Origin of the sequence: Streptomyces sp. NPDC093225 (assembly GCF_044753805.1) — a bacterium.
Taxonomy (GTDB): domain Bacteria; phylum Actinomycetota; class Actinomycetes; order Streptomycetales; family Streptomycetaceae; genus Streptomyces.
Window position 1 is genome coordinate 16460 of sequence record NZ_JBIVNX010000025.1, and the last position, 20395, is coordinate 36854.

General features: G+C 69.4%; 21 protein-coding genes, 3 tRNA genes and 1 pseudogene. 12 read left to right on the plus strand and 13 right to left on the minus strand.

Annotated features, from left to right (window positions below; genetic code table 11):
* Positions 1-55: 55 nt before the first annotated feature.
* Positions 56-1252, plus strand: a complete 1197-nt coding sequence (locus tag ACIQCH_RS22470) for a sigma-70 family RNA polymerase sigma factor (protein WP_402583433.1) — start codon at positions 56-58, stop codon at positions 1250-1252.
* 142 nt (positions 1253-1394) lie between these two features.
* Here the strand turns inward: ACIQCH_RS22470 and ACIQCH_RS22475 are convergent, their stop codons facing one another.
* The 4 genes from ACIQCH_RS22475 to ACIQCH_RS22490 all read right to left on the minus strand — a co-directional run bounded on the left by ACIQCH_RS22475 (position 1395) and on the right by ACIQCH_RS22490 (position 7028).
* A complete protein-coding gene (locus tag ACIQCH_RS22475) occupies positions 1395-3317 on the minus strand; it encodes an ABC transporter ATP-binding protein (RefSeq protein ID WP_402583435.1) in 1923 nt (640 codons plus the stop codon).
* Positions 3314-5047 carry an ABC transporter ATP-binding protein gene (locus ACIQCH_RS22480; RefSeq protein WP_402583437.1) on the minus strand — a complete coding sequence of 578 codons (1734 nt, stop codon included), beginning with the start codon at positions 5045-5047 and terminating at the stop codon, positions 3314-3316. The genes ACIQCH_RS22475 and ACIQCH_RS22480 overlap by 4 nt, the downstream gene beginning before the upstream one ends.
* A 178-nt stretch (positions 5048-5225) precedes the next feature.
* The gene (locus tag ACIQCH_RS22485; protein ID WP_402583439.1) at positions 5226-6662 is read right to left on the minus strand and encodes an FGGY family carbohydrate kinase; all 1437 of its coding nucleotides are present in this window, start codon (positions 6660-6662) and stop codon (positions 5226-5228) included.
* A gap of 81 nt (positions 6663-6743) precedes the next feature.
* Entirely contained in the window at positions 6744-7028 is a 285-nt protein-coding gene (locus ACIQCH_RS22490; RefSeq protein WP_402583441.1) for a YtxH domain-containing protein, read from the minus strand.
* Positions 7029-7239: 211 nt separating this feature from the next.
* Between ACIQCH_RS22490 and ACIQCH_RS22495 the strand changes: the two genes are divergently transcribed.
* The 3 genes from ACIQCH_RS22495 (at position 7240) to ACIQCH_RS22505 (ending at position 7652) form a co-directional block, all read left to right on the plus strand.
* A tRNA-Asn gene (locus ACIQCH_RS22495) sits at positions 7240-7312 on the plus strand.
* Positions 7313-7317: 5 nt separating this feature from the next.
* Positions 7318-7393, plus strand: a tRNA-Asn gene (locus ACIQCH_RS22500).
* A gap of 185 nt (positions 7394-7578) precedes the next feature.
* A tRNA-Ile gene (locus ACIQCH_RS22505) sits at positions 7579-7652 on the plus strand.
* Between the two features lie 59 nt (positions 7653-7711).
* Here the strand turns inward: ACIQCH_RS22505 and xerC are convergent.
* Positions 7712-9289: pseudogene (gene xerC / locus ACIQCH_RS22510) on the minus strand (tyrosine recombinase XerC); the annotation flags it as partial.
* A gap of 435 nt (positions 9290-9724) precedes the next feature.
* Here xerC and ACIQCH_RS22515 point away from each other — a divergent pair.
* The 4 genes from ACIQCH_RS22515 (at position 9725) to ACIQCH_RS22530 (ending at position 11691) form a co-directional block, all read left to right on the plus strand.
* Complete coding sequence (locus ACIQCH_RS22515; protein ID WP_402583443.1) at positions 9725-9970, plus strand: helix-turn-helix domain-containing protein; 246 nt, start codon at positions 9725-9727, stop codon at positions 9968-9970.
* Positions 9967-10203, plus strand: coding sequence for a hypothetical protein (locus ACIQCH_RS22520; RefSeq protein WP_402583445.1), 237 nt, complete (start codon positions 9967-9969; stop codon positions 10201-10203). Before ACIQCH_RS22515 ends, ACIQCH_RS22520 begins: the two co-directional genes overlap by 4 nt.
* A gap of 123 nt (positions 10204-10326) precedes the next feature.
* Positions 10327-11151 carry a hypothetical protein gene (locus ACIQCH_RS22525; RefSeq protein WP_402583446.1) on the plus strand — a complete coding sequence of 275 codons (825 nt, stop codon included), beginning with the start codon at positions 10327-10329 and terminating at the stop codon, positions 11149-11151.
* On the plus strand, positions 11152-11691 hold the full coding sequence (locus tag ACIQCH_RS22530; RefSeq protein WP_402583448.1) for a hypothetical protein: 540 nt from the start codon (positions 11152-11154) through the stop codon (positions 11689-11691).
* A 90-nt stretch (positions 11692-11781) separates the two neighbouring features.
* Here the strand turns inward: ACIQCH_RS22530 and ACIQCH_RS22535 are convergent, their stop codons facing one another.
* From ACIQCH_RS22535 to ACIQCH_RS22570, 8 genes are all read right to left on the minus strand, one after another.
* Positions 11782-12525 carry a class I SAM-dependent methyltransferase gene (locus ACIQCH_RS22535; protein WP_402583449.1) on the minus strand — a complete coding sequence of 248 codons (744 nt, stop codon included), beginning with the start codon at positions 12523-12525 and terminating at the stop codon, positions 11782-11784.
* Positions 12522-13937, minus strand: a complete 1416-nt coding sequence (locus ACIQCH_RS22540) for a hypothetical protein (protein ID WP_402583451.1) — start codon at positions 13935-13937, stop codon at positions 12522-12524. The genes ACIQCH_RS22535 and ACIQCH_RS22540 overlap by 4 nt, the downstream gene beginning before the upstream one ends.
* The gene (locus ACIQCH_RS22545) at positions 13937-14707 is read right to left on the minus strand and encodes a hypothetical protein (RefSeq protein ID WP_402583453.1); all 771 of its coding nucleotides are present in this window, start codon (positions 14705-14707) and stop codon (positions 13937-13939) included. Before ACIQCH_RS22545 ends, ACIQCH_RS22540 begins: the two co-directional genes overlap by 1 nt.
* Positions 14708-14745: 38 nt before the next feature.
* Positions 14746-15336 carry a hypothetical protein gene (locus tag ACIQCH_RS22550; protein WP_402583455.1) on the minus strand — a complete coding sequence of 197 codons (591 nt, stop codon included), beginning with the start codon at positions 15334-15336 and terminating at the stop codon, positions 14746-14748.
* A gap of 149 nt (positions 15337-15485) precedes the next feature.
* On the minus strand, positions 15486-15785 hold the full coding sequence (locus ACIQCH_RS22555) for a hypothetical protein (RefSeq protein WP_402583457.1): 300 nt from the start codon (positions 15783-15785) through the stop codon (positions 15486-15488).
* A gap of 74 nt (positions 15786-15859) precedes the next feature.
* Positions 15860-16369 (minus strand): nucleoside-diphosphate kinase, encoded by a 510-nt coding sequence (locus tag ACIQCH_RS22560; protein WP_402583459.1) that lies wholly within the window; start codon positions 16367-16369, stop codon positions 15860-15862.
* Positions 16370-16498: 129 nt separating this feature from the next.
* Complete coding sequence (locus tag ACIQCH_RS22565; RefSeq protein ID WP_402583460.1) at positions 16499-16693, minus strand: hypothetical protein; 195 nt, start codon at positions 16691-16693, stop codon at positions 16499-16501.
* Entirely contained in the window at positions 16690-16914 is a 225-nt protein-coding gene (locus ACIQCH_RS22570; protein WP_402583462.1) for a hypothetical protein, read from the minus strand. Before ACIQCH_RS22570 ends, ACIQCH_RS22565 begins: the two co-directional genes overlap by 4 nt.
* 268 nt (positions 16915-17182) lie before the next feature.
* Between ACIQCH_RS22570 and ACIQCH_RS22575 the strand changes: the two genes are divergently transcribed.
* The 4 genes from ACIQCH_RS22575 to ACIQCH_RS22590 all read left to right on the plus strand — a co-directional run bounded on the left by ACIQCH_RS22575 (position 17183) and on the right by ACIQCH_RS22590 (position 20325).
* Positions 17183-18406, plus strand: coding sequence for a helix-turn-helix domain-containing protein (locus ACIQCH_RS22575; RefSeq protein ID WP_402583464.1), 1224 nt, complete (start codon positions 17183-17185; stop codon positions 18404-18406).
* A 10-nt stretch (positions 18407-18416) separates the two neighbouring features.
* A complete protein-coding gene (locus ACIQCH_RS22580; protein ID WP_402583466.1) occupies positions 18417-18899 on the plus strand; it encodes an NUDIX domain-containing protein in 483 nt (160 codons plus the stop codon).
* A gap of 42 nt (positions 18900-18941) precedes the next feature.
* Positions 18942-19463, plus strand: coding sequence for an NUDIX hydrolase (locus tag ACIQCH_RS22585; RefSeq protein WP_402583468.1), 522 nt, complete (start codon positions 18942-18944; stop codon positions 19461-19463).
* Between the two features lie 418 nt (positions 19464-19881).
* Positions 19882-20325 carry a hypothetical protein gene (locus tag ACIQCH_RS22590; RefSeq protein WP_402583470.1) on the plus strand — a complete coding sequence of 148 codons (444 nt, stop codon included), beginning with the start codon at positions 19882-19884 and terminating at the stop codon, positions 20323-20325.
* The last annotated feature ends 70 nt before the right edge of the window (positions 20326-20395 follow it).

The window sequence follows — 20395 nt, forward strand, 5'->3', positions numbered from 1 at the left end:
TGGCGGCGATGTGTCGTACCCCACACTGAGTCGCGGTGCCTGAGGATTCGGAGCCGTGGAGGTCGCCCCCGTGCAGACCCAGACCCTGAGTGAAGCCGTGTCCCCGCAGAGCCGGGCCGAGGAGCACCACGAAGCGGGTCCCGGGACGCCGGGCGACGAGCCCGACGGAGCGGTGTACGACGAGGCGGGCGCACCGGGCGCACCGGGCGGCACCGATGAGCCGGACGAAACGGGCGGGCCCGACGGGCCGCCCGGAGCCGAGGCCCCCGACGGACCCGACGCACCCTACGGCGAGGCCGCCCTCCCCGTGCAGCGCGGCAGCGGCAGCGGTGACGGCAGCGGGCCCGGCTCGGACCTGTTCCGCCAGTACCTGCGCGAGATAGGCCGGATACCGCTGCTCACCGCCGAGGAGGAGGTGGAACTGGCGCGCCGCGTCGAGGCCGGCCTGTTCGCCGAGGAGAAGCTCGGCAGCACCCCGGACCTCGACACCCGGCTCGCCCACGACCTCGACCGGCTGGTCGTCATGGGCCGGATGGCCAAGCGCCGCCTCATCGAGGCCAACCTGCGGCTGGTCGTCTCCGTCGCCAAGCGGTACGTGGGGCGCGGCCTGACCATGCTCGACCTGGTCCAGGAGGGCAACCTGGGCCTGATCCGGGCCGTGGAGAAGTTCGACTACGCCCGCGGCTTCAAGTTCTCCACCTACGCCACCTGGTGGATCCGGCAGGCCATGTCCCGCGCCCTCGCCGACCAGGCCCGCACCATACGCGTCCCCGTCCACGTCGTGGAGCTGATCAACCGCGTCATCCGCGTGCAGCGCCGGATGCTCCAGGAGCGCGGCTACGAGCCCACCGCCGAGGAGGTCGCCGGCCACCTGGAGCTGGCCCCCGAGCGGGTCAGCGAGGTGCTGCGGCTCGCCCAGGAACCGGTGTCCCTGCACGCGCCCGTCGGCGAGGAGGACGACGTCGCCCTCGGCGACCTCATCGAGGACGGGGACGCCGCCTCGCCCGTGGAGTCCGCCGCCTTCTTCCTGCTGCGCGAGCACCTGGAGGCGGTGCTGTCCACCCTCGGCGAGCGCGAGCGCAAGGTCGTCCAACTGCGGTACGGGCTGATGGACGGGCGGCCGCGCACCCTGGAGGAGATCGGCCGCATCTTCGGCGTCACGCGCGAGCGGATCCGCCAGATCGAGTCCAAGACCCTCAACAAGCTCCGCGACCACGCCTTCGCCGACCAGCTGCGCGGCTACCTCGACTGACGGGACACGCGGAAACCCCGACCGGCGGGACGCGGCCTCCGTTACGCGGCCTCCGTGACGCGGCCGGCGGTACGCGAAGGGCCGCGGCACCGGCCCCCCTTCCGGGGAGCCCGCGCCGCGGCCCTCGTGCGTACCGCCCGGGTCAGTCGACCTCGGCGACCGCCTGCGCGAACTGGGCCGCGTACAGGCGCGCGTACGCGCCGTCCGCCGCCAGCAGCTCCTCGTGCGTGCCCTGCTCCACGATCGCGCCGCTCTCCATCACCAGGATCACGTCCGCGTCGCGGATCGTGGACAGCCGGTGCGCGATCACGAACGAGGTCCGGCCGCGCGCCAGCCCCGCCATGGCCTTCTGGATGAGCACCTCGGTACGGGTGTCGACGGAGCTCGTCGCCTCGTCCAACACCAGGATCACCGGGTCCGACAGGAACGCCCGGGCGATCGTGACGAGCTGCTTCTCGCCCGCGCTCACGCCCTGGCCCTCGTCGTCCAGCACCGTGTCGTAGCCGTCCGGCAGGGTACGGATGAACCGGTCGGCGTGCGCGGCCCGCGCCGCCGCCTCGATCTCGGCCCGGGTCACCTCGCGCGCGGCGCCGTACGCGATGTTCTCCGCGATCGTGCCGCCGAACAGCCAGGTGTCCTGGAGCACCATGCCGATGCCCGAACGCAGCTCCTCGCGCGTCATCTTCGCGATGTCCACCCCGTCCAGCGCGATCCGCCCGCCGGTCACCTCGTAGAACCGCATGAGCAGGTTGACCAGCGTGGTCTTGCCCGCGCCGGTCGGACCCACGATCGCGACCGTGTTGCCCGGCTCGACGGCCAGCGACAGGTCCTCGATCAGCGGCTTGTCCGCGTCGTACCGGAACGCCACCTTCTCGAAGGTGACCTGCCCGCGCAGCTCCTCGGGCCGCTCCGGCACCGCCGGCTCGGCCTCCTGCTCGGGCGCGTCCAGCAGCTCGTACACCCGCTCCGCGGAGGCCACGCCGGACTGCACCAGGTTCGCCATCGACGCCACCTGCGTCAGCGGCATCGAGAACTGGCGCGAGTACTGGATGAAGGCCTGCACGTCGCCGATCGACAGGGTGCCGGAGGCCACGCGCAGGCCGCCGACCACCGCCACCAGCACGTAGTTGATGTTCGAGATGAAGAGCATCACCGGCTGCATCAGACCGCTGACGAACTGCGCCCTGAACGTGGCCCTGTACAGCGCCTCGTTCTGCTCGGCGAAGAGGTCCGCGGACTCCTTCTGGCGACCGAAGACCTTCACCAGGGTGTGGCCCGAGTACATCTCCTCCACGTGCGCGTTCAGCGCACCCGTGGACTTCCACTGCGCCACGAACTGCGGCTGCGACCGCTTGCCGATCTTCGTGGCGACCACCACCGACAGCGGCACCGTCACCAGCGCGACCAGCGCCAGCAGCGGCGAGATCCAGAACATCATCGCCAGCACGCCGACGATCGTCAGCAGGGAGTTCAGCAGCTGGCCCATGGTCTGCTGGAGCGTCTGCCCGATGTTGTCGATGTCGTTCGTCGCCCGGCTCAGCACCTCGCCGCGCTTCTGCTGGTCGAAGTACGACAGCGGCAGCCGCGACAGCTTCGCCTGCAGCTCCTCGCGCAGCCGGAAGACCATGCCGTTCATGACGCGGTTCGACAGCCGCGTGGCGACCAGCATCAGCAGGGCCGCCGCCGCGAACACCGCCAGCGCCAGCAGGGCGACCCGGCCCACCGCGGCGAAGTCGATGCCCTGCCCCGGGGTGAAGTCGGTGCCCGCCAGCATGTCGGCCGTGCCGCCGTGACCCCGTGCGCGCAGGCCCGCCAGGGCCTGCTCCTTCGTGAGGCCCGCCGGCATCCTGCGGCCCACGATGCCCGCGAAGACCAGGTCGGTGGCCTGCCCGAGGATCTTCGGGCCCAGCACGCTGGCCGCGACGCTGCCCACGACCGCGGCGACCATGCCCCACAGCCGGGGCCGGTCCGCGGCCAGCTGCCCCAGCAGCCGCTTCCCGGACCCCTTGAAGTCCATGGACCGTTGGGTCGGTCCCATCATCATCCGTCCGCCGGGCCCGCTCATGCGGCTTCCGCCTCCGTCAGCTGGGAGAGGACGATCTCCCGGTAGGTCTCGTTGTCCGCCATCAGCTCGTGGTGGCGGCCGACGCCCACGACCCGGCCCTCGTCCAGGACCACGATCCGGTCGGCGTCGCGGATGGTCGACACGCGCTGGGCGACGATGACGACCGTCGCGTCCTCGGTCTCCCGGGACAGCGCCGAGCGCAGCGCCGCGTCGGTCGCGTAGTCCAGGGCCGAGAACGAGTCGTCGAACAGGTAGATCTCGGGGCGCTGGACGAGCGTCCGGGCGATCGCCAGGCGCTGGCGCTGGCCGCCGGAGACGTTCGTGCCGCCCTGGGTGATCGGCGCGTTCAGGCCGCCTTCCAGCGCGGAGACGAACTCCTTGGCCTGGGCCACCTCCAGCGCCCGCCACAGCTCCTCGTCGGTCGCGTCGGGGCGCCCGTACCGCAGGTTCGTCGCCACGGTCCCGGAGAACAGGTACGGCTTCTGCGGCACCAGGCCGACCGTACGGGCCAGCAGCGCCCCGTCGATGCGGCGCACGTCCGCACCGTTGACCAGTACCTCGCCGCCGGTCACGTCGAACAGCCGGGGCACCAGCCCGAGCAGCGTCGACTTGCCGCTGCCCGTGGAGCCGATGACGGCGGTGGTCTCGCCCGGGCGGGCCACGAGGTCCACGCCGTGGAGTACGGGCGCCTCGGCGCCGGGGTAGCGGAAGTCGGTGCCGCGCAGCTCCAGCGAGCCGCGGCCGGCCAGCTCGCGCACCGGCTCGGCCGGCGGAGCGAGCGAGGACTCGGTACCGAGCACCTCCTGGATCCGCTCGGCGCAGACCTCGGCGCGCGGCACCATCATGAACATGAAGGTGGCCATCATCACGGACATCACGATCTGCATCAGGTAGGCGAGGAACGCCGTCAGCGCACCGATCTCCATGCCGCCGCTGTCGATCCGGATCGCACCGAACCAGATGACCGCCACGCTCGAGACGTTGATGACCACGAGCACGGTCGGGAACATCAGCGCCATCAGGCGCCCGGCGGACAGCGAGACCTCGGTCAGCTCCGTGTTGGAACGGCCGAAACGCTTCTGCTCGTACGCGTCACGGGTGAAGGCGCGGATCACGCGGTTGCCGGAGATCTGCTCGCGCAGCACCCGGTTCACGGTGTCGAGGCGGGTCTGCATCGACCGGAACAGCGGCCGCGTCCTCCAGACGATCGCCCCCACCGCCAGGCCCAGCACCGGGACCACCGCGACGAGGACGAGCGAGAGCTGCAGGTCGAGCGAGAGCGCCATGATGATGCCGCCCACGCACATGATCGGCGCGGACACCATCAGGGTGAAGGCCATCAGCGCCAGCATCTGGACCTGCTGGACGTCGTTCGTCGTCCGGGTGATCAGCGAGGGTGCCCCGAACTGGCCGAGTTCGCGCGCGGAGAAGCTCTGCACGCGCGCGAAGACGGCGGCCCGGACGTCCCGGCCCAGGGAGGCCGCGGTGCGCGCGCCGAAGTACACCGCGCCGATGTTGCACATCAGCTGGACGAGGCTGATCCCCAGCATGAGGGCGCCGAAGGTCAGGATGTAGCCGGTGTCCCCGCTGACGACACCGTTGTCGATGATGTCGGCGTTGAGGGTCGGCAGGTACAGGGTCGCGCTGGTCTGCAGGAGCGTGAGCAGCACCAGCAGGGCGATGGGTTTCCGGTACGGGCCGAGGTGGGTCCGTAGAAGTCTTATGAGCACGCGCAGGCTCCGGGTCGCAAGATCGGGGGGGTCGACCCATCATCTTGCGTCACCGGATGGCGTGATCCCCACCGGTTTTCGTAAAAGCGGTTCAAAAGCCGGAGGTCGGTCGCCGGTGGTCCTAGGACCCCCTGCGACCGACCTCCACCGCCGCCCGCCGGCGACCCGTCCGGGCGGCTCAGAAGGCGCCGGGGTGGACCTGCTCCCGCGTCGCGACGTACTGCTGGCGCACCGCCCGGCCGGCCGCGAGGTCGTCGCCCGGCTCGAAGACCTGCGCCACCGCGCCCTGCCAGGCCGGCGGGGTGTGCGGGGCGAGCGTGCCCTGCTGGACCCCGAGGGCCCAGGCGGCCTGCCGGGCCGCGCCCAGCGCCGCGTAGTCGGCCGGCTGCGGGACGACGACCTGCGTGCCGAACAGCGCCGGCGCCGCCGCCTGCACGGCGGGCAGCTCGGCGGCCGCACCCAGCAGGAAGATCCGCCGGATCTCGGCGCCGCGGCCGCGCAGCACGTCCAGCGCGTCCGCGAGCCCGCACAGCATGCCCTCGAACGCCGCCCGTGCCAGGTGCTCGGGCTTCATCGAGTCGCGGCGCAGCCCGGTGAGGGTGCCGGCGGCGTTCGGCAGGGCCGGGGTCCGCTCGCCCTCCAGGTAGGGCAGCAGCACCAGGCCGTGGGCGCCGGGGGTGGACTTCAGGGCGAGGTCGTTCAGGCCCTCGAGGTCGGTGCCGAGGAGCTCGGCGGTGCCGCGCAGGGTCCGTACCGCGTTCGACGTGTACACGACCGGGAGGTGCATGCCGGCGGCGTCGGCGAGGGAGGTGATCAGGCCGTTCGGCTCGGACAGGGCCTCGTGGTGGACGGCCATCACCGACCCGGAGGCGCCCAGGGAGACCACGGCGTCGCCCGGGCCCAGCCCGAGCCCGAGCGCGGCCGCCTGGGTCTCGCCCGTGCCGGCGGAGATCAGCAGCCCCTCGGGCGTGGTGCCCGCGGCGTCGGCCGGGCCGAGCACCTCGGGCAGCGCGGCGCCGTGCCCCAGCGCCAGCTCGACGAGGTCGGGGCGCCAGGAGCCGGTGGCCGCCGACCAGTAGCCGGTGCCGGAGGCCGCGCCGCGGTCGGTGGTGCGGCGGGCGGGGCGGCCCAGCAGCTGCCAGACCAGCCAGTCGTGCGGCTGCATGAGCACGGCGGTGCGGCGGGCGGCCTCGGGCTCGTTCTTCGCCAGCCAGCGCAGCTTCGCCACCGGCTGGGCCGACTGCGGGACGCAGCCCACCGCCTCGGCCCAGGCCTGCCGGCCGCCGAACTCGTCGATCAGCTCGGCCGCGGCCACCTGGGCGCGCTTGCTGCCCAGCAGCGCGGGGCGCACCAGGGCGCCCTGCGCGTCGAGCGGGAGCAGTCCGTGCTGCTGGGCGGAGACGCCGATCGCCTGGACGCCCTCCAGCAGCCCGCCCCCGGCCGCCTCGCCCAGCGAGAGCAGCCAGGACTGCGGGTCGGTCTCGGTCGGCTTCGCCTCGCCCGCGGGCTGCGGATGGGCCGCGTACCCCTGGCGCAGTACGGCACCGGTGTCGGTGTCGCAGACGACGATGCGAGTGAAGGCGGAAGAGCTGTCCAGCCCGGCGACTATCCCCATGTGAACGATTCTGCCGCACGTGCGGCCAGGTCACGGGACGGGCGGTCGCCGGGCGAACGGCGCGTGTCGTACCGGCGTCCCTCAGGTGTTGCTGGTGCCCCAGTCGTCGTCCGCGGAGGCCTTGCCGGAGCCGTTGCCCATCACGCGGTGCAGCCGCTGGGGCAGGTGGTCGCCCACCGCCACGAACGCCTTGCCCGCGTACTGCCGCCCCTGCTGCGCGGCCGACTCGGCGGCGTTGCGCACCGCCGGGTTCTGGGCCACCCGGCTGGCGGACTTCTTCAGCTGTTCGTAGCGCTCCCGCCCGGCGGCCGTGCCCAGGACGTAACCGATGGCCAGTCCGGCGAAGAACGTGATCCTGTAGCGCATCCCTGCCACCCTTCTGCATCGCTCTGCGTCGCGGTGCCGCGTCGCTGCCTGCCTGCTGCGTCGGTGCCTTGCCGCCCACCTGGGGGGCCGGGAGCACCCGGGGCGATACCGATTGGCGGAGCACCCCCCTGCTTGCGCTAATGTATGTCTCGCAACGGGCGGTCGCCCCCTGGCAAGGCCGGTGGTGAGACTGTTCGGTGCAACGCAGCAATCCCCTGTAGCTCAATTGGCAGAGCAGCCGGCTGTTAACCGGCAGGTTACTGGTTCGAGTCCAGTCGGGGGAGCGCGATCCCCTGTAGCTCAATTGGCAGAGCATTCGGCTGTTAACCGGAGGGTTGCTGGTTCGAGTCCAGCCGGGGGAGCCAGACGAAAGAGGACCCCTGGTGGGTCCTCTTTCGCGTGTTCGCGGCCGTCATCGGGAACCGGGCAGCGTGCAGCGCGGTCTCCATGAAGGAGCGAAGCCGATCACGCGAGGCATCCGGAGCAGGAGATCGTATGAGCGGCTATGCTGCGGCAGACGGCGCGCACAAATGTGCGCGACGCGCCGTTGGGGGCGGTAGCTCAGCCGGTTAGAGCAGCGGACTCATAATCCGTCGGCCGTGGGTTCGAGTCCCACCCGCCCCACCGCAGGTCTGGTCAGAAGAAACGTTCTGACCTGCCAGCTTGGTGCCCCGCCCGGTCTTGCCGGGTCGGGGCACCTTGTCGTTTACCCCCTCGTGCGTGAGCGATGCGTGAGCGGCGGTGTCGGAGCCCACCGCCTGCCGAGCCCGCGGCACGACCCGAGCAGCTCCCTCTGCGGCAGCCCTGTCCACCTCCGGCAGCAGACTCGTGTACGTGTCCGAGGTGAGCGTGATCGTGGAGTGCCGCAAGGTCTCCTTGATCGTGTGAAGGTCCCCACCACCCGCGTGCGTCAGCGTCGCAGCCACATGACGTAGATCACGAAGGCTGATCGGCGGCAGATCGGTGCTCGCAAGGATCCGCCGAAAGGTCTCGGACACCGTCTCCGGATGCAGCCAGGACCCGTCCTCCTGCGTGAACACCTTCCCGGTGTCCTGCCACGCCGCCCCGAACCTCAGCCGTTCCCGGTTCTGCCGAGCCCGGTGGGCCCTCAGGACCTCCACAGTGCCGCTGTCGAGGGCGATGGTCCCCGCGCTGCCGTCGGTCTTCGGCGCGGACTCGTACGCCTCCCAGTTGTCCACGACGATCTCCTTGGCCGGCGTCAGCAGCCCCGCATCCAGGTCCACGTCGGTCCACTCCTGCCCGACGCCCTCACCGCGGCGCAGCCCGCGGAACGCGATCAGATGGAAGAACGCGTACAGCCGGTCCCCTTCCGCTGCATCGAGGAAGGTGCCGACCTGAGCCGGCGTCCACACCATCACGGGGCTCGGCTTCACGCCGCTCTCGTGCCACCGCTGCACCCGCTCCTCGGTCCACAGCTGAGCCTTGGGCCGCTTCCCGGACGCCAGCTCGACGTGCGCGGCCGGGTTGAACGTCAGCAGCTGCTGGGCGATCGCAGCGTTCAGGGCGGCCCTGAGCGTCCGGCGGATGCTCTGCTGGGTCGCGGGCCCAGTGATCTTCCGAAAGGGCGGCATAGCGGCGAGCTTGGCCTTCTCCGCATCCAGTCGCGCCCGCTCGGCGGCCGGGGGCCTGCTGTCCCTTCCCCACTTGCACCGGGCCGCCTGCTCGCGCCGGGCCTGGTTCTCGGCGGCGATCACCTCGTTGTCGTCCGCGATCGCGCCGAACATCTCTTGCAGGTGCCCAACGTTCAGCCGGTCGAGCCGCACATGCCCGATGCCGGGATTGAGGTGTACGCGAACGTGGGAGCTGTACCCGCTGGTCGTCGTCCTGCGGGTCTTCTTACCTGCCAGCCACATGTCCAGCCAGTCGCCCACTGTCAGACGGGACGTGAGCTTCTGCCCGGTCACGAACCGCCGCCGCGTCTCCTCCAGGTCCGGGATCGGCGCCTTCTCGTCAGCGACCAGCTCCAGCAGCGCGGCGATGTGCCGCCGTCCCTCCTCGTCGTCCGCGTCCGGCAGCGCGAGCAGCGCCCGTATGTGGTCGAGGTCGGCCTGGGCCGCGACCTTCGTCTCGTACCCGCCCCGACTGAACGACCGACGCCGGCCGTCCTCGTACGGCGGCAGCTCCTGCCGCACCGAGTAGCTACCGTGCCGCCGCTGCTTCAGCTTCGGGCATTTACTGCCGAGGGGTTTCCCCGTCTCGGCGTCCCTGCAATGGCAGCGACGGTACGTCGAGCCCTTCATGCACTGTCTCCTTGCTGGCTGTTCTGAAATATCGACCGGCGCATGGGCGTGGTCGAAGCTGCCCCTACCTGACCCTAGGCGCCCTCGCCTTTCCCTATCTTTCCTTATCTGTCGAGATTCCTTGAATTCGATATCGGTGTGGCGGGCGGCTGGGGTGGGGATCGTGCGACGCGGCGACCTTGGAGGCGAGAAACATGGCTCTGACCTGCTAGAGATGCCGTCTCTGGGTGATCATAGGCAACGGCCCGGCAAGGTCAAGTCGCGCTGGAATCGCTACATAGGTGGTCGGGAGCGCCGCTCGTTGAGCGCCCCGGGAGTGCCGATTTTCGGCCTCGCGAACCATGCGCTTCACTACAGTATTCTTCGCCCATCGCCGCGGCCTTTGTTCAATGCCCGGAGTTTTGAATTCGGAAAAACATGGGCTAGGTTCGGGCCATGATCAATGCCGACGTTCTGAGTCTTTCCCGTGTCAGGGAAGAGGCGATATCGGGTGCAGCGCGCCGTACTCGGCTGGCAGCACGGTTGTCCCTAGCCGAGATCGCAGCCCTCTGTGAGGTCGATCCCTCCACGGTCTGGCGGTGGGAGCAGGGCAAACGCGCCCCACGGGGCGAGCCGGCCCTCAGGTACGCGCAGGTGCTGGGCGATCTGACGGCCCAGGTCGCAGCGGAGGGCAGTCGATGAGCGGTTCGGCCCTCACCCGCGACGAACTGCTGGCGCTACCACCAGTGATCGACCTCGAGACGGCGGGTCGAGCCTTCGGGCTCAAACGCAGCACGACATACGACCTCGCCAGGCGCGGCGAGCTGCCAGTCGCCACCCTGCGCCTCGGCAGGGCGCAGCGCGTACTCACCGCCGAACTTCTGGAAGTCCTCGGCATTCAGCCGGACACGGCCACCACAGCAACCGCTGCATAGACCAGACGGCGGCACGGGGTGTGAACGACCAAGCCCGCCCCGCGCCGCCGCACAGGAGGTGCATATGACGAACCCTAACCCGCGTCCCGCCTGCGACTTCATCGTCACCGAGCGGGGTGACCGGTGAGCCTCGACGCCATGGACTGGGTCTGGAACCACTCAACTGCCCGGGGCACGGCCCGCCTGGTGCTGCTCGCCATCGCCGACAAGGCCCCCGGCGCGGACTGCACTGCCTACGCTGGCACGGCGATGCTGATGCAGCGCACCAACACCACCCGTGTGAGTGTGCGAACGTCCATCGCCAAACTCATCCAAGCCGGTGAGCTTGCCGTCGTGGACGGGTCACGCGGTCCCAAGGGGGAGTCGGTCTACCAACTCCCGCTGGCAGTCGGCCATGCCCGTCGGGACAACAGCGGTCTCCGCAGGATCGGAGCCGGGGGTGGACCGAGGCCTGGAGCGGGTCGAGAAGTAACCCCCAGGGGGCCAGAACGTGACCTGACGGGAGAAAGGCCTATACCCCCGGAGGGGTATGAAACTAGCCCCCATAACGCATGGAACCAGAAGCAACACAAGGAACAGCAGCTGCGCGTGCCTTCTGCCAGCCTCATCGGCAGCGAAGCGGTGCGGCAGCTGGCGGACGCCCTCAAATGTGAGGCACTGCCGATCCACTGGAACCTGGGGGCCGGCGAGCAGCAGGACCTCGAACGCCTCGTTCAGCAGCACGGCACCGAGCAGTTGGTCGAGGTCGTAGCTCGTCGTGCCGTTCCCGGCGACGCCCCCAAGCCGGCTCGGTACTGGCTACGTGCCTGGTCCGACCTCGATGCCACCCTTGCCCGGCCGGCGGCAACCGCGAGCGCCGTCGCGCGGCACCACTCGCCCCGGCGAAACCACTCCGATGCCCTCATGGCCGGACTCGCCTTGCTCGCCGAGGAAGGAGGAGATGTCTGAATGGATCAGCTTGAGACCACCGCACTGCTGCACCACATTGGAACCCTTGACGGCCGGATACACCGCTTGATCGCCTCCGGTCAGCAGTCCGCGCAAACGATCCAGACGTGGGCGAACGCCCTGGCCGACGTCCCGCCCACGGCGCCGGCCGTCCACTGGGACGTCCGCCGGGCAGTCGACCGATTCTATGAACAACGCGGCGGTGACCGCTCCGCCCAATACCGCCACGTCGAACCGGTTGACATCCTCGCCGCGTGGGCCCCCTGTAAGACCGAACTCGTAAACCGGCACGTGGACCCGCTTCCGGAAGCCAACCCGGACGACATCGCTGCCTACCTGGCAGAGGTGCGGGCCAGCCGCCAGGCAGTCGCTGCCGGCGTCACCCCGCCGCTCGAGCAGCGTGAGCTGACGAGTCGGGAACCGAGCCCTGAGCTCGCGGCTCGAGTGGCGGCTACAGGCAGCCCGATACCTCCTGAGGCCCGCCGCGCCCTCGCCTCCTACCGTGCGCTCCGCACGCGCCGCGAAACCTTCGCCGCGTAGCTCGAGACGACTACGGCATTGGAACGTTTCCTCCTCTGCCCGTTTTCAGCCTCGTAGTGACCAGGTGGCCTGTACCGGCCGAGTCGAAGGTCACTTGGTCGCGATGACGTAGACGCTGGCCCATTCGCGCTTCGGGTTGGCCATGGTGGGATCGAACTGCCACGGCTCGATGTTCTTGAACCCCGCCTCCGTGAACAGCTGGCGGAGCTTGTCGAAGTCGTACGCCCAGAGGTGCGGGGTGTACGTGGGGTCGTCGTCCTGGTCACGGAAGACGTAGTTAATCAGGTCGAGGTAGGTGTTGATGTCCTGGTGGCAGTTTCGCTTGGCGTACCAGCGGTCGATCATCTCCTCGGCCTGCTCGGGGCCGGCGGGGTATCGGCTGAGGACGAACGATGCGTCCGGGACGCCGGTGATGAGCTGGCCGCCGGGGCCGAGGACGCGGTGGGCTTCGCGGGCGTACTGCTTGGCGGAGACCGGGTAGTCGATGTGCTCGAGGAAGTGCTCGGAGAACAGCATCTCCACCGTGCTGTCCTGGAGCGGCAGCCCTTCGCGGACGTCCCACAGAAGGTCGGCCGGCGGTACGGCGTCGATGTTGAAGAACCCGTCGATGCGGTGGGCGCCGCCGCCGACCTGGACGTGCTTCGGGGTCTCGTCGATCCGGCCGCTGGGGAATGCCTTCTGGCTGGCCCGGTGGTACCGGCTGAGAGTGATCTCCTTGGCCGCGGCGCGGAGCGTCCGGGCGAGGCCGTGCGTGGTGGCCGGGTCGGCAAGGAGCGCGGTGATCTGCTCGCCGAGGTAGTCGATGGAGGTGCTGTTCGTGCCGGGGGCGTTCATCGGCTCTGAGTCCTCTCGCGTCGGGCGGTGGCAGGGGCGGGTGCGGTCCACTGGTTGTTGCGCATGAGCGTGTACTTGATGTCGACCAGGCGCGGCGCGATGGTCAGGTCGAGTTCCTCGGCACGGTGCAGGCAGCCGGCATCGTCTTGCTCAGCACGCCAGACCCGGTACGCGAGGTCCGGGTACGCAGGGTTGATGCCGATCTCGCCCTTGGGGATGGTCCCGTTGAAGGGCGTGATGATGTCCATGTGGTTCCAGTAGTTCCACGCCTGGAGCGCCTTGTGCTGGTCGAAGTAGAAGTAGAAGTCCGGGTACCGGCCGAAGGTGCGCAGCTCTCGGTGGATGAGGTGGCCGAGGAGCGGCCCGAGCTGGGTGGAGAGGCTGTCGAACTCCCAGCGGGTGCGGTGCCAGGCTTCGGGGAACTGCCCGGGGGTGAAGAGTCGGGACGCGACGAGGTGGCTGATCCGCTCGGCCAGGTAGCCGCGGGCGTGACGCACGTCGAGATGCGGGTCGATGCGGCCGAGGAGCGCGGCCAGGCCCGTGGGTGAGGGCCTGAACTTCGCCAGGTCGAACTTGCCCGCCATGTCCGGGAAAGACGCGAACAGCATGTCCTTGTACAGCCAGTTGTCGAATTCGCCGTGCTCGGCCCGCTCACGCGTGCCTGGCGTGGTGGAGTGCAGCATCAGGTACTCGGCCAGGGCCTCGAAATACACGTAGCCGAGGATCGGGAGGCGGGGGATCGTCTCGTCCAGCAGCCGCAGGAAACTCTCAGGCTGGATGGTCGCACCCTGGGAGGCGACGGCAGCCGCCAGGGCGAGGAAGGCAGTGGAGTTCTTGATCCGGCTGACGATCGTCTCGCGCAGCTGATGGCGCTCAGCCTTGGAGAGCAGGTACTCCAGGCGGCTGTAGATCTGCAGGTGGATCGTGCCGAGGCGAAGGTAGTCCACCCCGGCCAGCCCCCGGTACGCCTGCGGCGGCAGCGTGACCTCGAAGATCAGCGGCGTCGGCGCCCGCCTGGACGCGCTGGCCTTGGCCGCGAAGGCGGGGGCCTCCTTCGTCAGGATGTACTCCCCGAGGTTGTGCATACGGAAGCCCTGCCCCGCGGCGGTGAGCGGCGCGCAGTAGACGCTGCCGACCAGGCAGCCGCCGGAGGGGTAGAGCGTGCCGTGCTCGCTGATCTCCTCCAGAGCGTGCGTGACGTGGAGGAGATGGAGCTTGCCTTCTCCGCTTAACGCGCGGAAGAGCGCGTTGTCCCGCAGCAGGTGGCCGTTGGGGGCGCCGGCCAGGCGGTTCTCCCATGCCGTGGTCTGCCTGGCCAGGGGGTCCTGGCCGTCGGCAGGTCTGGGGATGAGGGTGGTGTCGAAGAAGGCGTGGGCGTCGGCCCACTGCTCGTAAGCGTCGAGGAAGTCCATCAGCCGATCAGCTCCAGCTGTGCCAGCCCGGTGAGCACCGCGTCCGCGCTGCTCGCTCCGTCCAGCCACGCGGCCTCGGAGCGGACGACGAGCTCGAAGGCCGTGGCGCGTAAGCCTGCGAATGCCCTGGAGCGGACGCGGTCAGGGTCGGGCCACCACGTGAGCTTCGGCAGGCGGTAGCGGTCCAGGGCGTCTGCGGCCTTGAGGAGGTCGGTGATCGCCTCGGCGCGAGCGTGGTCGGTGCGGTCGTCCGGGGAGAAGTGCTCGTACGGCAGGTCGTGGAGGCGGACGGCTGTGCCGGCGGCGGCGATGCGGCTTGGCGTCGCGGGGAGCCCGAAGTGGCTCCAGATGTCGTCGGCGTTGCCCGTGAGCCAGATGGCAGCTCGGGCGCCGTGACCGTGGTCGTCCTTGTCGTGGAGGCGGCGGCAGTCGTGGACCGCCGCGGCCAGGACGAGGGTGGCGGTGTCGTTGTCGCTGAGCCCTGTGGCCTCGGCCAGGAGCGCCGCCAGGGCGGCGGTGCGCATGGCGTGCCGGACTCCGTGGAGGGAGTCATGGCACTTGGGCTGGGCGAGCCAGTCGCGGGGGATGGCCGCGCGGGTCACGAGCTCCTGCGAGCTCGGCCGGAGGGTGGGAGGAGGCGGGCCGTCGGGGAAGTCCGGCCGGTTGGCGGTGATCCAGTGGACGGTGGCGGGATCGGTGTACTGGTGGTGCGGGAGCTGCTTGCGGGCAGCCAGCTCGACCAGACTGTCGGCCGGCGAGGTCGTGCTCATCGGACCCACCTCCTCGTGGTGGTCTACGAAGCGGATGCCTAGCTGGCGGGCGCGGCGACGGTGGCCGCGTCCTTCTCCTTGCGTTCCTGCTCGGCGGCCTCGAAGGCGGCCGTGAAGTCGGCCAGCTCCTGCTCCGTCATCAGGCGGACGCCGAGCTCGTCGGCGACGTTGCGGATGCGGGCGGCGGCCTCCTCCTGCGCCGTGGACCCGGCGGCCTCGTTCAGCAGCACCTCGAACTCGGCGTGGTGGCCCCAGGCCTCGCTCCACTTCACGGCGATCTCGACGCCGCGGAAGCGGAAGTTATGCCGCTGGTTGAACGCCTGGTGCATGGTGCCCTCGAAGCCGAGGGCGTTGAAGATCCGTACCGCGGCCGACACGTCCTCGCGGCCGATGGCGATCTCCGTCTCGGGGAAGGCGGCGCCCTGGCCGATCTTGCTGGCTTTGAGCGTGACCTTCGCCGAGCCGGCGGCCACGTTGTCGGTGACCTTCAACAACTGGTCCGGGAGCACGTAGAAGAAGATGTTCTTGTCGTCGCAGCCGAGGTCCTCGGCCTCCGCCGTGAGACGGTCGATGAGCTGGTCGTAGGCGTCCTTGTCGAACCGGGCGCGCATCTCGATCTCGATGGCCACAGGGGCTCCTTTCCGGAATCGGGCATGGGTGATCCGCCCGAGCCAGGCCACGCATGGGGGGTGGCTCGGTTGGATGCGATGTGTGGTTGATCAGCGAACGGCGGCGGTGCGGTCCGCGGCCGCGTGCCGCACCGCCGCCGGGTAGGACGTCAGTCGATGTCGCCGAAGCGGTCGCGCAGGACGCCTTCGTGCAGGTAGTTCGGCAGTGGTACGCCGCCGACGGACACCCGCTTGGTGGCGACGTCGCCCTCGGTCTCGTCCGGGAAGCCGGCCAGCAGGGTCAGGCACTGCTTGGCCCACTCGCGGGACTTGTCCCATTCGCCGAGGTCACGGCTGCGCGTGGCGAGGGCGAAGGCGGTCTCCGCGGCAGCCCACAGGTCGGTGGCCAACTCCTGCTGGAAGACGTTCTCCAGCTCGGCTACGGAGGCGACGCGGGTCGGATTGGTCATGATGTCTTCTCTCCTACGGTGGTGCCTGGTGGTGTTCAACGCGTCGACAGCCGATAGGTGACATCGGTCCGGGCTCAGTACGTGAAGATCTCCGCGAGCGTGCGGTAGTCGTGGAGCTCGTCCTTGTCGAACCAGAGGTCAACCTCCATGTCGGCCTCCTCCTTGTTGCCCGAGGCGTGCACGAGGTTCGCCACAGCCTTCCCGGACGCCGCGCTGGCGCCGCGGCTGTAGTGCGAGAAGTCGCCACGGATCGTTCCGGCGGGGGCGTCGTTCGGGTACGTGCTGCCGACGATCTTCCGGACCGTCGCGACGGCGTCGAAGCCCTCCAGGACGAGCGCGATGACCGGGCCCTGCTGCATGAAGGTCGCGGTGAGGTTGTAGACCTCCGGGCCGAGCCGCTCCTCCAGGTCGAAGTAGTGGCGCCGGGTGAACTCGGCGTCCATCTGCTTCATCTTGATGCCGACGATCTTCAGCGCCGCGTCCTCGAAGCGGGTGATGATCTTCCCGCCGAATCCGCGGACCAGAGCGTCGGGCTTGAGGAGGACGAGCGTGCGCTCCACGGTGTTTTCCTGATCCTGGGCCATCGATTCCCTTTCAGCTTTCAGGCAAGCCATGTGACGGGCGCTCAGCGCCTCGCCCGCCCGAGGTTACCGGCGCCGAAACCCCCTTATGCGCCAGTCAGTTGACAGATAGAAGGGTTATCGGCCAACTGGCTAAGACTGTCGCCCGACGAGGATCCAGTGCAGCTGCTCCAGGCGGAAAACACACTTCCGGCACGCGTGGATCTCGACCTCGACGTCGCCCACGGCGATGGAGCCGATGACGGCCACCTCGACATCAAGCCGTTCGCACCGGAAGCAGCTCCCGCTGGTCCACTCGAACCGCTGCCACAGCTGCTGAGGCTTCACGCGGCCGGCTGGCCGCGAGCCGGCCGCAGGCTGTCGATCGAGGCAGTCCACTCCCTCCCGCCGCCCTCTGGCCGCAGCCAGACGCTGGTGGGCGGCCTCTCGGAGTAGTAGGGCCACGGCTGCACCTCACCCCGGCGGCTGGTGCCCGTGTCGATCACGAGCGCGCGAAACGTGAGCCACTCCGGCAGTGAACTCCAGCCGGCCGCGGCTTCGACGGTCACGGGGCGCTGCGATACGGCCTGGACCGCTCCTTCGGGGTCATGCGGTGCGGGCTTCATGGCTTTGCCATCTCCGATCTCTCGGCCTGAAGAAGAGGGGTGCAACGGACGAGCGCCATCAGCAGAAACCAGCGGATGCAGGACGAGTTGTTCGCATCCCCCAGCGGGGTTCTCGGTCTACTGCGACAGTAGCCAGGGCGCCCGGTGATACCCCGGAAAAACCTTCCGGGGTTCACTTCGGCCACGAGGTGATGATCAGGACATGCGAGGTATGACACAGAACCTGACCATCGGCGAGCGCGTCGCCTGGTACCGGCGCCGCCGAGGCCTCTCCCAAGAGGTACTGGCCGGCCTTGTCGGCCGTACCACGGACTGGCTGAGCAAGGCGGAAAACAACCGGATCGAGCTTGATCGCCTCTCGGTGATCACCTCACTCGCGGAAGCCCTCGACATCTCGCTCGGAGACCTGCTTGCCGAGCCGGCGCTCATGGAGTGGTCAGCCGACAGTGGCCACCGGACGGTTCCCGCGCTGCGCGAAACGCTGATGGACTACAAGCAGCTCGCCCCCTTACTCGGAGCCGCCAGCGACGAGGAACCACCCGCCCTGCAGGACCTCCGAGGCAATGTCAGCGACGTGCTCGACGCCTACCAGGCATCTCGGTACGGCTTTGCTACCCGACGTCTCCCCCTTGTCCTGGCCGATGCCCTCACCGCGTCCCGCGCCTACTCGGGGCACGAGGCGGAGGAAGCCCACGCCCTGCTCGCTCTCGCCTACCACGGGGCGGCCATGGTGCTGGGCAAGGTCGGAGAGTCCGAGCTGGCATGGATCGCAGCGGACCGCGGTCTGGCAGCAGCGCAACACAGTGGCCGCAGCGAAGTCACCGGATCGCTCTTCCGAGCGGTCACGCACTGCCTCCTGGCCACCGGACGCTTCACAGCTGCGGTCCAACTGGTGAACGACGCGGCAGCCGTCATGCAGCCCGAGCTGGGCAACGCCAACGACGAATACCTCTCGGTGTACGGCACGCTGTTCCTCACCGGCGCGATGGCCGCCGCGAGGGCAGAAGACCGGGCGACCACGCAGAGCTTCCTCCGCGAGGCGAACGAGGCCGCGCAACGACTCGGCGCCGACGCCAACCACATGTGGACGGCCTTCGGTCCAACCAATGTGGCCATCCACTGCGTAGCCACCGCCGGCGAACTCGGCGATATCCAGATCGCCGCGGACCTGGGCTCACGAATCGACACGACTGGCCTGCCCGTGGAGCGGCGCGTACGGCACAGCCTTGAAGTCGCCAGGGCGCTGAGCTCCTGGAACCGCACCGACGAAGCCCTGGCCGTCCTGCTGGAAGCGGAACAGGCCGCCCCCGAGCAGGTGCGCCACCACTACCTGAGCCGAGAACTGGTCATCGGCTGGATACGCGGCACCAGGGGCCGGCCTGCCCATCCCGTGGCAGACCTGGCCCGCAGACTGGGCGTCGTGTCGGGCGGCTAGAGTCCAAGCCGTGAGCGAGAACGAGCACGAAGCGAAGATGGCCCGCCCCCGCATGGCAGCTGGCGCTCTCTTCTTCGACGAAGCCGATCGAGTCCTCCTCGTCGAGCCGTCTTATAAGGACTACCGCGACATCCCCGGGGGCTACGTTGAGGAGGGGGAGTCGCCCCGAGCGGCCTGTGTGCGTGAGGTCCAGGAGGAGCTCGGTATCGCACCGAGCATCGGCCGCCTCCTCGTCGTGGACTGGGCACCGAACCCGGGAGAGGGGGACAAGGTCCTCTACCTCTTCGACGGCGGCCGCTTGAGCCCGGACCAGTGCCAGCAGATCGTACTGCAGGCGGACGAGCTCCGTGGTTACGACTTCCACCGTGCCGAACAGGTGCCTGATATCACCATCACCCGCCTCGCGCGCCGAATCGAGGCTGGCATCCAGGCCCGGACGAACGGCCTAACCGTCTATCTGGAGCACGGAAAGGCACCGGAAACTCGGGCCTGACGATCACATCTGCGTTCGATCGTCACGCGCAAGGCTTCGAAGTTGTCTGGGCCGCCGCGCGGCCCCGGATTCCCGACCAGGAGGGGACCGTCACACAAGGGCAGGACTGAGTACTACAACGACCCGGCCGCGCCGAAGGCGAACACCCTCATCCCCGCGAGCAACCTGCTCGTCGTCGACGACGAGGGCGCCATCCTGCTCCAGCGGCGCCGCGACACCGGCCAGCGGGCCCTGCCCGGCGGCGCCCAGGACATCGGTGAGACCGCGGCCCAGTGCGCCGTACGCGAGTGCCTGGAGGAGACAGGCATCGTCGCCGAGATCACAGGTTTCCTCGGCGTCTACACCAACCCGAACCACATCGTCGCCTACACCGACGGCGAGATCCGCCAGCAGTACGAGAACACCTACATCGGCCGTCCCGTCGGCGGTGGTCCCACGATCAACGACGAGGCCGACGGCGTCCGCTTCGTCCAGCCCGCAGACCTCGACCAGTACGACGTCCACCCGAGCATGCGCCAGCAGATCGGCGACTACCTCGCCAGCACCTACCCCTACCTCGGCTGAGGCGGCAGGGCCGTTGCCCTCCGCACGACTGCCGTAAAGATCTCCGGCGCCGCCGACGGATGAACCACCCCACGTTGCTGTCGACCCTCCAGCGGCCCACGATCTCCGCCCCCCGTGCCACGGCGGTGGTCTGCTTTCTGTGGGGCATCGCCGTGATTAGACGAGCGCGTCCACGAGCAGAGGCCCATGCAACAGCGGACACTCGCCCTCCAGGATCTCCCTCAGCTCGCGCTCCTCGGCCTCCAGCAGCGCGAACGAATCGCCGCACGGCGCAACTCAACGAACACCGCGAACCGCCATGTGGGTTACGTAGCGAGGTAGCCCTCCCGAAGCCGATCGCCCGACTACCTGGAACCGCTTCGGGAAGCCGTGAGACAGATCTAGGGTGGGCTCCGTCACCGAACGAGGGAGCACCAGCATGGACCCGATCACCGCAGCGGCCCTCGCCGCACTAGCAGGCGGCCTCGGCGGCGAAGCGGGACGTCAGGCGTGGCAGGGACTCACGGCGCTGGTGCGGCGGCCGTTCTCGCGCGCAGCGACACAGGGAACACAAAGTGACGAGACACCCCAGGTTAGCTCCGGCGAACTGGAACTCTCCGTGCTGGAAGGCGACCCGGCAGACCTGATGCGCGCGCAGACACTGGCTACCGCCCTCGCCGTCAGAGCGGCTCTGGACGGGGATTTCCGAGTGCTGCTCGATGAGTGGTGGCAGCGGGCACAAGCTGGTTCCGCGAGCGGTGACGTGCACAACAGCATCACCGGCGGTACCCAGAATGGCCCCGTTCTCCAAGGTCGGGATTTCTCCGGCCTCACCTTCAACGTGGGCCCCACCACGCCCCCGCCGGCAGGGACTGCTCGGTAGGGACTCGAGAAGGCTCGCAACGGCGCGTCGCCGGGTGAGGGGGCCGTGAGGGTGATTGGCGCGCGCCGCT

Excerpts from the sequence above, each read along its gene's own strand:
- ACIQCH_RS22475 (WP_402583435.1), bottom strand. The coding sequence starts at position 3,317 with ATGAGCGGGCCCGGCGGACGGATGATGATGGGACCGACCCAACGGTCC.
- ACIQCH_RS22485 (WP_402583439.1), bottom strand. The coding sequence starts at position 6,662 with ATGGGGATAGTCGCCGGGCTGGACAGCTCTTCCGCCTTCACTCGCATC.
- ACIQCH_RS22490 (WP_402583441.1), bottom strand. The coding sequence starts at position 7,028 with ATGCGCTACAGGATCACGTTCTTCGCCGGACTGGCCATCGGTTACGTC.
- ACIQCH_RS22515 (WP_402583443.1), top strand. The coding sequence starts at position 9,725 with ATGATCAATGCCGACGTTCTGAGTCTTTCCCGTGTCAGGGAAGAGGCG.
- ACIQCH_RS22520 (WP_402583445.1), top strand. The coding sequence starts at position 9,967 with ATGAGCGGTTCGGCCCTCACCCGCGACGAACTGCTGGCGCTACCACCA.
- ACIQCH_RS22530 (WP_402583448.1), top strand. The coding sequence starts at position 11,152 with ATGGATCAGCTTGAGACCACCGCACTGCTGCACCACATTGGAACCCTT.
- ACIQCH_RS22535 (WP_402583449.1), bottom strand. The coding sequence starts at position 12,525 with ATGAACGCCCCCGGCACGAACAGCACCTCCATCGACTACCTCGGCGAG.
- ACIQCH_RS22540 (WP_402583451.1), bottom strand. The coding sequence starts at position 13,937 with ATGGACTTCCTCGACGCTTACGAGCAGTGGGCCGACGCCCACGCCTTC.
- ACIQCH_RS22545 (WP_402583453.1), bottom strand. The coding sequence starts at position 14,707 with ATGAGCACGACCTCGCCGGCCGACAGTCTGGTCGAGCTGGCTGCCCGC.
- ACIQCH_RS22555 (WP_402583457.1), bottom strand. The coding sequence starts at position 15,785 with ATGACCAATCCGACCCGCGTCGCCTCCGTAGCCGAGCTGGAGAACGTC.
- ACIQCH_RS22560 (WP_402583459.1), bottom strand. The coding sequence starts at position 16,369 with ATGGCCCAGGATCAGGAAAACACCGTGGAGCGCACGCTCGTCCTCCTC.
- ACIQCH_RS22575 (WP_402583464.1), top strand. The coding sequence starts at position 17,183 with ATGACACAGAACCTGACCATCGGCGAGCGCGTCGCCTGGTACCGGCGC.
- ACIQCH_RS22590 (WP_402583470.1), top strand. The coding sequence starts at position 19,882 with ATGGACCCGATCACCGCAGCGGCCCTCGCCGCACTAGCAGGCGGCCTC.